Raw genomic sequence first — 11,027 nt, 5'->3', positions numbered from 1 at the left:
CGCTCGGGGTCTCGGCCGGCCAGACCGTCACGGGCGGCCAGCAGATCGGCCTCTCCGGCTCCACCGGCAACTCCACCGGCCCGCACCTCCACTTCGAGGTCCGGACCGGCCCGAGCTACGGCTCGGACGTCGACCCGATCGCCTACCTGCGTTCGCACGGCGTCTCCATCTGAGGCACGCCACCTGAAGGTGGACGGGAGGGGCGATGCGCCAAGACGCATCGCCCCTCTCCTTATTCCGGCTTTACCAAAAACTGACCGGGTGGTCTTTCTCACCACCCGTCAACCCCTTATTACGGTCGCGTAGGTCACAATCGAGGGTGCAGGATAAGCCCTTGTGGCAGACGATTCGAGAAACAGACAACGAGGCATCATCGGGTCGTACGCAGCGATTGGCGACAGCTTCACCGAGGGAGTCGGAGACCCCGGCCCCGGCGGGACGCTCGTCGGCTGGGCGGACCGGCTCGCGGTCCTCCTCGCGGACCAGCTCCCCGGCCCGGATGCGGTAGTAGGCCCGGCGGACGACACACACGGGAACTTCCGGTACGCCAATCTCGCGGTACGCGGACGTCTCCTCGACCAGATAGTCGAGGAACAGGTCCCTCGCGCCAAGGAACTGGCACCTGATCTGGTGAGCTTCTGCGCGGGCGGCAACGACATCCTCCGCCCCGGTTCCGACCCTGACGACGTCGCGGTGCGATTCGAGCGCGCGGTCGCCGATCTGACACAGGCGGTCGGCACGGTCATGGTCACCACCGGCTTCGACACCCGTGGCATCCCCGTGCTCAAGCACCTGCGGGGCAAGATCGCCATGTACACCGCGCACGTCCGGTCCATCGCCGACCGCTACGACTGCCCGGTGCTGGACCTGTGGTCCCTGAGGTCCGTGCAGGACAGGCGGGCCTGGGACAACGACCGGCTGCACCTCTCGGCGGAGGGGCACACCCGCGTCGCGTTGCGTGCCGCCCAGGTCCTCGGCCTCGAGATACCGGCCGACCCCGACCAGGTGTGGCCCCCGCAGACCCAGCGCGGGGCACTGGACCTGCGGCGCGACGACATCCAGTGGGCGCGTGAATACCTCGTCCCGTGGATCGGCCGCCGGCTGCGCGGGGAGTCCTCCGGGGATCACGTCGCGGCCAAGCGCCCCGACCTGCTGCCGCTCTGACCCTCCGGCCGCCGCACCCCGGCCGCTCTCGCTTCGTCAGCGGCTGACCACGGGGAGCGGACGCCGGGCAGGTCCTGGGGACGCGAACCCGCCCGGGGCGGGTATCCGTATCGGTCGGGCGGGTATCCGCTCCAGCACCCCGCCCGCGAAGACGTCGTACAGCGGCAGCGTCTCCAGGTGCACGTAGCCGATGTGGCAGTCGCACACATCGAGCGGACAGCCGCGCGGACCGAGCGAACTGCGGTAACTGCCGTCGTAGAGATTGCCCAGCTCCGCACGGACGAAGTGACAGCGGCGCACCGTCCCGTCACCGTCCACCGATATGACCGACCGGCCGGTCCGGCACGGCAGTCCGGCCGAGCGGTGCGGATGCCTGCTGTACGGGAACAGCGGGTCCAGGGCCGTCCACCGGTCCGCCTGCTCGTCCGAATAGGTGTGACCCTCAGCGGCGTTGACCCAGAGATACACCTCGGGCGGCAGCGCGGCACGCAGCCGGCGCGCCTCCTCCAGATGCTCGTCGAGACCGACGATCCCGACGCTGTACCGCACCCCGAGGGCCGTCAGCTCCCGGCACCGGCCCAGGAACCGCTCGTACGGCGTCTGGCCGGGGTGGTAGGTGCACCACAGGGCTGCCTTGTCGCGCTCCGCCTCGGCCAGCCAGCCGGTACGGCAGCTGAGGTTGGTCTGTACGGCGACCCGGCCGATGTGCGGCAGTCGCGACAGCTCGACGAGCGCCCTCCGGTACCAGGACCGGACCAGGCCCTCGCCCCACGGGGTGAACAGCACCGACAGCCGGTCGCCGGTCTGCTCGGCCGCCCACCCGGTGAACCGCTCCAGGGCCGCACGGTCCGACCGCAGCTGCTCCCCGCTGTCCCGCCGCTTGGCGAACGGACAGTAAGGACAGTCGTAGTCGCACGAGGCGAGCGGGCCCCGGTAAAGGATCGTCAGGTCCGTGCTCATCGGGCGGCTCACTTCGCCTCGTAGGCGGCCATGGCGGCTCGCACCGCAGGGGAGAACAGTTCCGGGCCCAGGGCGTCCGAGTGGGCCAGGCCCTCGGGGGAGAGACGCAGCAGGGCAGGGGCCACCGAATCGTCCAGCCAGCCCCGCGCGGTGAAGAGCTCCAGCTCGGCCGGGAAGTCCTCGTACACGTCGGTGCCGAAACGCTCGCGGTACCCGGCAGTCCGCATGCCCTCGGCCTGGAGCAGTGACTGAAGGAGGTGGCGTCGGCGCGCCTCGCCGTCGTCGACGTAACGGCCGACCTCCGCACGCGAGAAGTCCGTAGCGGTGGTGAAGCCGTCGATGATGCCCCGGATCTCCCGCATCTCCACGGCGTAGTCGAAGGAGTAGTGCAGGGAAGAGGTGTACGAGCGGGCCCCGCAGCCGAGTCCGATCATGCCGTCCGTCTGGCAGGCGTAGTCGTCGGGACCCGCGTGCGGGGCGTCGGTGCGGCGGAACATCCGCATCGACACCTGCTCGTAGCCGTGGGACAGCAGATGGTCGCGGCCCTCGCGGTACAGCCGCAGCCGCTGTTCGTCCCACGCGGTGTCCGGTGCCTCCGCTCCGGCGCCGAGGCGCCCGAGACCGGTCAGCGGCCGCACGTACAGCGGGTAGAGGTAGAGCTCCTCCGGGCGCCAGGCCAGGGCGGCATCCAGCGAGGTGCGCCAGGTCGCCCCGGTCTGCCCCTCGATGCCGTAGATCAGATCGATGTTGAGGACCGGGACGCCGGCGTCGCGGATCCGGCCGAGGGCCGCCTCCACCTCGGAACGGTGCTGCGGGCGGACGGCGGCCCGGGCCTCGGCGTCCACGAAGCTCTGCACACCGATGCTGATCCGGGTGGTGCCCCGGCCGGCCAGCACGGCCAGCCGGTCCGCCGTGGCCGTCGACGGTGAGGTCTCGACCGACAGGGGAACCGCATCGAGGTCGGCGCCCATCCGTTTCTCCGCGATGTCGCAGAGGCGCTCCAGCTCGCCGGCGGTGAGGAACGTGGGAGTACCGCCACCGAACGCGGCGGCGGCGAAACGAACAGGCTCCTCGTCGCCCAGCGCGTCCCGCACGGCAGTGGCCTGCCGGTCGAGCGCGTCGAGGTAACGCGTCGTCAGTTCCTCGGGGGCGCCGATCCGGGTGAACAGGTTGCAGAACCCGCAGCGGACCTCGCAGAACGGTATGTGGAGGTAGAGCGAGAGCGAGTCCTTGCGTTCCGCCGCCCAGAGCCCGCTCAGCGACGGACGCCCGGCGGGGTGGCCGGCGAGAGGGCGGTAGGCCGTCTTGTGCGGATAGGCGTAGACGTAGCTGCGGTACGGGCGGGTGCTGGGAGTGGTGGTCATCGGGTCGCCCCTGGTTCGAGGAAGAAATGGGCATAGGGCACGGTCCAGACGGATTCATGACCGATACGGTGGCCGGTGTAGCCGTCATCGCCGTACGCCGTGCCGTGATCGGAGCAGACGATGGCGAAACATCTGCGACGACTGCTCACCGCCGCGAAGAGGCGCCCGATGTGCCGGTCCACGTACTCCAGCGCCGCGGCATGGGTGGCCCTGGAGTCACCGGAGCCGGCAGTGGCGCCGGGCAGGTGGAACCAGTTGGGCTGATGCAGCGCCGACACATTCACGAAGAGGAACAGCCGCTGTTCATCCGGGAGTTCCGCGACGACGCGTTCGGCCCGCGAGACCTGGGCCTGGAAGGACGTCGGAGAAGTGACACCGAACTCCGGCTCCCAGTGGCTCTCCTGGAACATGTCCGGCAGCACCGAGCCGAGCGGCGGGCGGCGGTTGAAGAAACCCACGCCACCGACACACACCGTGCGATAGCCCACGGCGGCGAGGCCGGAGAGGAAGTCGGGGGTCTCGTGGACGAAGGTGCCGTCCGCAGTCGACTCGCTGCCCGCGAAGCGCGCGGCGAACAGTCTCGGGTGAGGACCGGGGGCGACGGGCGTCGGCAGGAATCCGGCGAAGATCGCCTGGTGGGAGGCGTAGGTGAAGCTGCCCGGGGCGTGCCTCTTCTCCCAGACGCCGCCGGGCAGGTGCCGGACGAGGTTCGGGATGCGCCCGGCCGCGGCCAGTTCCTCGGCCACGTCGAACCGCAGGGTGTCCAGGGTGACGAGCAGGAGGTCGTGGCTGCCCACGACCGCGTTCATGTCGGGCGCGGGGGGCTGCCCGTCGCGGGACATGTGATCAGGAGACTTCGCTGACACGGTCGTTCCTTGCTCGCTCGTTGTCCGTCGGGCCGGTCCCACGGCGGACGCCGTCCGGCCGGTCGTCGTGTGAGGTCGCCGCCACTACGGCGGCGATCTGCGCGCCGTAGGTGTCCATCCCCTCCACGCCGCTGCCCGGCAGGCCGGTCAGCCCCGGCAGGAGGTCGCCGAAGGCATTCACCTCACCCACGGCGAAACGCCGCCACCCCGTCGCGGGCAGCAGATCGACGCCCACGCACAGCGTGTCCGGGAAGCAGGCCGCGGCCCGCTCGCACACGGCCAGTGCGGCGCTCCAACTGCCGCCCGCAGCCTCGACGGCGGTCCGCACCTCGTCCAGATCTCCCCGCGCGCCGCCCAGGTGCAGGTTGGTCATGGGGGACCGGCTGGTCCTCACGACGGCGTGGGTCACCCGCCCCGCGACCACCACGACCCGAAGGTCGGCGACGCGCCCCCGCTGGGACGCCTTGGGCAGCCAGCGCTCGACGTGCAGTCCGTCCGGTGCCAGGGCATCGACGAGCGCCGCCACCTCGCGCTCCGTCGTGCAGCGGCGCACCCGCAGCGAGTTGAACAGCCGGCCCTCCTCGTCCCGCTCCACGGAGGTGGACGCCTGGATCCTGCCCGGGCCCGCCGTTTCCAGGGCCATCACCCCGGAGGCGGAGGAGCCGTGCGCGGGCTTCACGAACACCCGCGGCATGCGGTGTTCCGCCATCAGCCGACGCACATCCGCCCATCCCCGCACGGGGCCCGCGCCGGGCCCCGAGGTGGGGGAGTCCGGCACCGGCACCCCGGCGGAGTCCAGTACGCCGTGACAGAGCCGCTTGTCGAACAGCACGGCGATGTCCTGCGGATCGTCCAGCAGCACGGCACCTGCCGCCCCGGCCGTCCGCGCGACCTCCTGCACCGCCGAGGTGAACCGCGCGTACCAGCGGGCCGAACCCTCGACCCTGGCCGGGTCGTCGCCCCCACGCAGCAGCCGGTCCACCTCCGCGTCCTCGCCGGGCGAATCGATGCGCACGGTCTCCCCGGGGAGGAAGACGGCTTCCTGCCGCAGCACTTCCAGCCAGGACACCGTGCGCGCGGCGGGCAGACCCGCGGCGCGCACGGCGTCCTGGAAGAGGCCGACCCTGCGGTTGGCGGGAATGCCGACGACTGCGAGGCGCGGCGGTCCGCCACGCGCTGACGGTGACATGGCGGGCCTTCTCGTCACTCCGCGACCGCGGTGTAGCGGCCCTCGGCGCCGCGGTTGTCCCACGGTTCGCATCGATCGGACAGGTCGACCGATACACCGTGCGGCTCCAGCGCCTCCGCGATGCGGCGCTCCATGGCCACGGTCAGGAAGTGGTGGTGCAGGTCGAGCGAGGTGAGATGGGTGAGCGGCTGGCCTTCGAGCAGCGCCGCCGCACCCTCGTCGCCCAGTGTGCCGTTCGACAGGTCGAGCGAGTGGAGCTGCGCGACGACCGGCGCCGAAGCCACGGCGGCGGCGATCTCGTTCTGCAGCTCACTGTTGCACAGGCCCAGGTGGCGGAGCCGGGGGAAGCGGGCACCGGTGAGCAGCGGCGCGAGATCCGGCACCACCACGTCGCCCCCGTACGCCGAGACACCGAGCCAGAGCTCCAGGCGCTCCAGGGCCGGCAGCTCGCTGCCCAGAATTCCGCGCAGCGCCTCCGCGGGCAGCCCACCGCTCTCGACGAGAATTCCTTGCAGGGACTCGTGCTTGACGGGCGGGAAGACCAGGCCGGTGCCGCCGCGTACACCGAGCTGGGTCAGGTCCGGGAAGGCGGTGAGCAGAGTGGTGACGTCCGACTGCTCGATCCATGAGATCTCCGCCTCCTCCACCACCAGGTCCCCGACGAAAACCGCCCTGAGGGAGGTCAGCCGGTGGGCCGCGGCGGTGACGAGCCCGACGGGGTAGGCGGAGGTCTCCTCGTACGTCTCGCCCCACTGCCCGATGATCAGGGCCTGGACGCCTGACGGGTCGACGGCTTCCAGGAAGGCGTCGAACTCCTTTTCCCAGCTGGCGCCCCCCTCGTCGGGGTGGTACGGGTCGACACTGATGCGCCAGGCCGCGGAACCGGCCGCTGGAAGGGCCGTCCCGTCGGTCTCGCGCCGGAAATCGACGGCCGGGAGGCCGAGCAACTCGTGCAGACGGTCCGCGTCGGACATGGCACTGAGCTCCTGATGCTGGGGACGACTGATGTCCGCAAGGTCTATCAAGTGCCACTGACAACGGCGTGACCGGCCCCGGGCTGCCGTCGATGTCAGACCTCTCTCGTAGCGTTTTCCCTGTGGCCGGCACAGGAGGTGACGGCCCGGAGGGGAGACGTCCGTGTACCGGCAGGGCGATGTGCTGATGATGGCGCTGGAGGAGTCGGAGGTGCCCGCGCATCTTCTCGACGCACCGGGCGAACCGCGCGACGGGCGGGGGAGGCTGGTCCTGGCACTGGGCGAAGTCACCGGCCACGCGCACGCCGTGCAGGGACCGGGCCGGCTGATGCGGGAGGCGGGACCCTTCGGCCCGATGCTGCTTCATCTCCCGGAAGGCGGACGCGTGGTCCACGAGGAGCACGCCGCGATAGCGCTGCCGCAGGGCTGGTTCCGCGTCGTGCGCCAGCGTGAGTACGCCCCGGGCGCGGTCCGGATCGTCGCGGACTGATCCACCGTGCCGGGTGTGCGGTGATGCGTGGCCAGGAAACAGCAACAGGGCAACAGGGAACGGGGAACACCGATGCAGTATGTGGACGTGTGGCGGGGCGTGGCGGCGGCCACGGGCAGGGCCGACCGGGACGCGGCCGAGGACGGGGTGCGGCTCGCCTACCGCAGCGCGGGGCTCGATGAGCCCGAGCGCATCATCTGGGCGGACTCGCCCAGGGCGGCGGTCGAGGCGGTGGAGAAGCTCTCCGGCGCGGGACGCTCGGTGCGCGAAGAGGTGCGTACCCGGCCCTGGGCGGAGGAACGGCGCCGGATGTACGACGAGCTGGGCCCGGCCGGCTGGTCCGCCCTGTGGTCCGCCACCGGGGCCCAGCTCTGGGAGACCACGGCCGCACTGGCCGAGCGGATACGGACGGGAGTCGTCACCGAACTCGTGTCACGTCCCGAGGACGAGTCCGACATCCGTCTCGTGCTGCTCGACGCGGTCCTCGGGCAGCACGACGCGGCCTGGCTCGCAGCCTTCGACGGCCGCGGCGACCGGCTGACCGGTCTGGCGGAGGTGGCCAGGAACGCCGGCTGGTGGTGGCCCTACGAACACGCGGTGGTGATCAGCGACCGGCCCGAGGTGCTCCACCGTGACGAGGCGGGACGGCTCGACCGGGGTGACGGGCCGGCCGTCGCCTACCCGGACGGCTTCGCCCTGTACGCCTGGCGGGGGATGCCTGTGCCGGCCGCGTTCCTGGACGGTCTGGCGAGCCTGACTGCGGACCGGATCCGCGCCGAGGAGAACGCGGAGCTGCGCCGGGTGATGCTCGAGTACTACGGCTACGACCGCTACCTCACGGAGTCGGGTGCGGAGCCGGTGCACCGGGACGGGGCCGGGATCCTCTGGCGCATCACGATGGAGGGCGACGAGGACGTCGTGATGGTCGAAGTCGTCAACTCCACCCCCGAACCGGACGGAACACACCGCACCTACTGGCTGCGCGTACCACCCAGGACCCGGACCGCGAAAGAGGGCGTCGCCTGGACCTTCGGTCTCGAAGGAGAGGACTACGCGCCGGTGCGCCAGACCTGACCGGGCGTGTGCCGCCCGTGCCGGCCGGTCCTGGCTCCCGGCACCCTCAAGCGGTCAGAACCTCATGGGAGATGCCGAGTTCGCGGGCGAGCGCCTCTTCGGTCCACTGCAGCATCGTGGCCCGGGAGAGCGGACCCGCGTACGACATCATCTGGACGGCCAGTCCGTCCAGCAGCGCAGTCAGCCGCCAGGCCACGGACATCGGGTCCTCGCAGTGGAACTCACCCGCCGCGGCACCCTCCTCGATGACCTCGGCCAGCTCCGCCTTCCACTGCTGGTCGAGATCTCCGGCCACCTCACGCAGCACAGGATCGCGCAGCGATGACGCCCAGCCCTCGATCCACAACCGCCATCCCTTGGCCCGGCCGGTCGGCGCGTACCAGCGAACGACGGCCCGGAGCCGTCGGACCGCACTGGTGCGGCGGGTCAGGAGCTTGCGCAGATGGGCGAGATCGGCCTCGGCGGCGTAGGCGTAGGCGGCGGCCACCAGCTTCTCCTTGGACGAGAAGTGGTAGAGCACCAGGGCGTTGCTCACCCCGAGGACAGCGGCCACGTCGGCGATCCGGACGGCGGACACCCCACGCACCTCGATCTGCTCGACGGCAGCGCGCAGGAGGTCCTCACGACGCTCCGCCACACTCAGCCGTACTCTCGCCACCCGGTTACCTTAGCCAACTCCCAGGCACCGGCTGCCGCCCCCCGGGGCCCGTCGGGTGCCGGTACCGGCCGAACCGACGTCGTCGTACCCGGGATGCGGAATCCTGCGGGGGGTACGGACGTTGGAACCGGCATGACGGACATCGAACCCGGACGCGAGGCGCTGCTCCGACTGGTCGGGGAGCACGACGGCGGAGTGCTGGTCACCCTCAAGGGTGATGGAAGGCCCCAGCTGTCCAATGTGAACCACGCCTACCACCCCGAAGAAGGAGTCATCCGTGTGTCCATCACGGAAGACCGGGCGAAGACCCGCAACCTCCGTCGCGACCCGCGGGCGAGTTACCACGTGACCAGCGACGACCGGTGGGCCTGGACCGTCGCCGACGCCACCGCCGAGCTGACTCCACCCGCCGCCGACCCCCACGACGCGACCGTGGAACAGCTGGTCGCCCTCTACCGGGACGTCCGGGGAGAGCATCCGGACTGGGACGACTACCGTCGGGTGATGGTCCAGGACCGCAGAGTGGTCCTGACCCTGCGGATCGGGCATGTCTACGGCCAGCCGCGTGCGTGACGCGACACCCTCTGCGACACGGCTCCGGAGGAAGCGCTCGACGCTGCTCCTCCCACCGCCGGGTTCCCGCTCCGTCGCACCTCCCGCCCACGATGAGACGACCGACTCCCTCAGGAGATGCTGTGACCGGCGCCGACCCCCAGCCCTCACTCCGTACCCGACTCCGCTCGCTGCGCCCCGACGCCTTCGGGGCGGACCCGGCCGGGGCGCGGATGGAGCGGATCCGCCGCTCGCCCCATTTCGCCGACGGAGTGTTCCAGAACCCGGAAGGGGCACGGACCCGGCCGTCCGGGTCCATGCTCGACTTCGCCAAGGTGTACTTCCGCAAGGAGGAACGGGCCCGCAGATCCCCGCTCGGCACCGTGCCCGTCCATGCCACGACCCTGGCCGATCTGGCCGTGCCGCCGGCCACGGGCCTGCGGGTGACCTGGCTGGGCCATTCCAGCGTGCTCGTCGAGATCGACGGCCGCCGAGTGCTGTTCGACCCGGTCTGGGGCGAGCGCTGCTCGCCGTTCGCGTTCGCCGGACCGAAGCGGCTGCACCCTGTCCCGCTGCCCCTCGCCCCGCTCGGGTCCCTCGACGCCGTCGTGATCTCTCATGACCATTACGACCACCTCGATCTGCCCACGATCAGGGCTCTGGCCGGGACGGACACGGTGTTCGCGGTGCCGCTCGGTGTGGGTGCCCACCTGGAGCGGTGGGGGGTGCCCCCGGACCGCGTCCGCGAGCTCGACTGGAACGAGACCGCACGGATCGCGGGCATCAGCCTGACCGCCACTCCCGCGCGGCATTTCTGCGGGCGGGGGCTGCGCAATCAGCAGCACACGCTCTGGGCGTCGTGGGCCGTCACCGGCCCGGAGCACCGGGTCTACCACAGCGGGGACACCGGCTATTTCTCCGGTTTCCAGGCCATCGGTGCCGAGCACGGCCCCTTCGACGTGACGATGATCCAGGTCGGCGCCTATTCGGAGTACTGGCCCGACATCCACATGACACCGGCGGAGGGCCTGCGGGCGCACCTGGACCTTCAGGGCGGCAGTCCGTACGGCGTGTTGCTGCCGATCCACTGGGGCACGTTCAACCTCGCCCCGCATGCGTGGGCGGAGCCGGGGGAGTGGATGAGGGACGCTGCCGGTGATGCGGAGCAGGCGGTGGCGTTCCCCCGGCCGGGCGAGCCGTTCGAGCCGTCCGGGGAGCTGCCCTCGGACGCGTGGTGGCGTGCGGTGTCGGCGCCCGTCGCACGTCCGTGGCGTCGTTCCGGGGCGGCGGGTACGACACCGGTGCACCAGGAGGAGGCCGGCCTCGCGGGGGAGCGGTGACGTAGGGCGGGGGCGAGCTCAGCGAGATGGCACGGCTGCCGGGACGTCTCCCGGCTGAAGTGCGTGATCGGTTACTGCGAGCCTCGGCCGGAGCACCCCGCGCGGAGCGGACCACCGGCCGGCGCCCGTGCACCACCAGCTGGGGCGCACCTGCGTCGTCGCGGATGACACCCCTCCGCGCAGCCCTGCCTGGCCGGCCGGGGCGGCACGCGGCGCGCCCCGACCGCCGGCGCCTGATCACATGCGCGCGGCACCGGCCCTGATGGCCTCGCGGATCCGGACGTACGTGCCGCAGCGGCAGATGTTGCGGATGCCGTCGAGGTCGGTGTCGGTGATCTCACGGCCTTCCTCCGCGGCTCTGCGTACGACGGCGACAGCCGCCATGATCTGGCCCGG

The 11,027-nt window shown here is 71.3% G+C and carries 13 protein-coding genes; 6 read left to right on the top strand and 7 right to left on the bottom strand.

Translation table 11 applies throughout. The features are described from left to right. Together VN520_RS26710 and VN520_RS26705 are read left to right on the top strand one after the other, a co-directional pair. On the top strand, positions 1-173 hold a 173-nt coding region (locus VN520_RS26710; RefSeq protein ID WP_325749502.1), incomplete at its 5' end, for a M23 family metallopeptidase. Positions 174-336: 163 nt separating this feature from the next. After that, positions 337-1,164, top strand: a complete 828-nt coding sequence (locus tag VN520_RS26705; protein WP_325749499.1) for an SGNH/GDSL hydrolase family protein — start codon at positions 337-339, stop codon at positions 1,162-1,164. A gap of 36 nt (positions 1,165-1,200) precedes the next feature. On the opposite strand, the gene VN520_RS26700 is transcribed toward VN520_RS26705, so the two are convergent. From VN520_RS26700 to VN520_RS26680, 5 genes are read right to left on the bottom strand one after another with little or no spacing between them, the layout of a single operon-like run. Next, positions 1,201-2,124, bottom strand: a complete 924-nt coding sequence (locus VN520_RS26700; protein ID WP_325749498.1) for an STM4011 family radical SAM protein — start codon at positions 2,122-2,124, stop codon at positions 1,201-1,203. 8 nt (positions 2,125-2,132) lie between these two features. Beyond that, positions 2,133-3,488: an STM4012 family radical SAM protein gene (locus VN520_RS26695; protein ID WP_325749497.1), complete on the bottom strand. Its 1,356-nt coding sequence runs from the start codon at positions 3,486-3,488 to the stop codon at positions 2,133-2,135. Beyond that, positions 3,485-4,297 carry an STM4013/SEN3800 family hydrolase gene (locus tag VN520_RS26690; RefSeq protein ID WP_325749501.1) on the bottom strand — a complete coding sequence of 271 codons (813 nt, stop codon included), beginning with the start codon at positions 4,295-4,297 and terminating at the stop codon, positions 3,485-3,487. The genes VN520_RS26695 and VN520_RS26690 overlap by 4 nt, the downstream gene beginning before the upstream one ends. Positions 4,298-4,334: 37 nt before the next feature. Then, positions 4,335-5,543, bottom strand: coding sequence for an STM4014 family protein (locus VN520_RS26685; RefSeq protein WP_325749496.1), 1,209 nt, complete (start codon positions 5,541-5,543; stop codon positions 4,335-4,337). A 14-nt stretch (positions 5,544-5,557) separates the two neighbouring features. Next, the gene (locus VN520_RS26680; protein ID WP_325749495.1) at positions 5,558-6,517 is read right to left on the bottom strand and encodes an STM4015 family protein; all 960 of its coding nucleotides are present in this window, start codon (positions 6,515-6,517) and stop codon (positions 5,558-5,560) included. 163 nt (positions 6,518-6,680) lie between these two features. On the opposite strand from VN520_RS26680, the gene VN520_RS26675 reads away from it, so the two are divergent. Beyond that, the gene (locus VN520_RS26675) at positions 6,681-7,007 is read left to right on the top strand and encodes a hypothetical protein (RefSeq protein WP_325749494.1); all 327 of its coding nucleotides are present in this window, start codon (positions 6,681-6,683) and stop codon (positions 7,005-7,007) included. Positions 7,008-7,079: 72 nt separating this feature from the next. Then, positions 7,080-8,081, top strand: a complete 1,002-nt coding sequence (locus VN520_RS26670; protein WP_325749493.1) for a DUF6745 domain-containing protein — start codon at positions 7,080-7,082, stop codon at positions 8,079-8,081. Between the two features lie 46 nt (positions 8,082-8,127). Here the strand turns inward: VN520_RS26670 and VN520_RS26665 are convergent, their stop codons facing one another. Further along, complete coding sequence (locus VN520_RS26665; RefSeq protein WP_325749492.1) at positions 8,128-8,739, bottom strand: TetR/AcrR family transcriptional regulator; 612 nt, start codon at positions 8,737-8,739, stop codon at positions 8,128-8,130. 132 nt (positions 8,740-8,871) lie between these two features. Between VN520_RS26665 and VN520_RS26660 the strand changes: the two genes are divergently transcribed. Together VN520_RS26660 and VN520_RS26655 are read left to right on the top strand one after the other, a co-directional pair. Further along, on the top strand, positions 8,872-9,312 hold the full coding sequence (locus VN520_RS26660; protein WP_325749491.1) for a PPOX class F420-dependent oxidoreductase: 441 nt from the start codon (positions 8,872-8,874) through the stop codon (positions 9,310-9,312). A gap of 122 nt (positions 9,313-9,434) precedes the next feature. Then, entirely contained in the window at positions 9,435-10,631 is a 1,197-nt protein-coding gene (locus VN520_RS26655) for an MBL fold metallo-hydrolase (RefSeq protein WP_325749490.1), read from the top strand. Positions 10,632-10,868: 237 nt separating this feature from the next. Here VN520_RS26655 and VN520_RS26650 read toward each other — a convergent pair. After that, positions 10,869-11,027, bottom strand: a 159-nt coding sequence (locus tag VN520_RS26650) for a 2Fe-2S iron-sulfur cluster-binding protein (protein WP_325749500.1), incomplete at its 5' end; no start/stop codon positions are given.

This window comes from Streptomyces sp. (assembly GCF_035563135.1).
Lineage (GTDB): Bacteria > Actinomycetota > Actinomycetes > Streptomycetales > Streptomycetaceae > Streptomyces.
The sequence above is the reverse complement of the archived record's forward strand: the minus strand, read 5'-3'. Positions and strand labels throughout refer to the sequence as shown.

Coding starts and splice junctions, on each gene's coding strand:
- VN520_RS26700 (WP_325749498.1), bottom strand. CDS start 2,124: ATGAGCACGGACCTGACGATCCTTTACCGGGGCCCGCTCGCCTCGTGC.
- VN520_RS26695 (WP_325749497.1), bottom strand. CDS start 3,488: ATGACCACCACTCCCAGCACCCGCCCGTACCGCAGCTACGTCTACGCC.
- VN520_RS26690 (WP_325749501.1), bottom strand. CDS start 4,297: ATGAACGCGGTCGTGGGCAGCCACGACCTCCTGCTCGTCACCCTGGAC.
- VN520_RS26685 (WP_325749496.1), bottom strand. CDS start 5,543: ATGTCACCGTCAGCGCGTGGCGGACCGCCGCGCCTCGCAGTCGTCGGC.
- VN520_RS26680 (WP_325749495.1), bottom strand. CDS start 6,517: ATGTCCGACGCGGACCGTCTGCACGAGTTGCTCGGCCTCCCGGCCGTC.
- VN520_RS26670 (WP_325749493.1), top strand. CDS start 7,080: ATGCAGTATGTGGACGTGTGGCGGGGCGTGGCGGCGGCCACGGGCAGG.
- VN520_RS26660 (WP_325749491.1), top strand. CDS start 8,872: ATGACGGACATCGAACCCGGACGCGAGGCGCTGCTCCGACTGGTCGGG.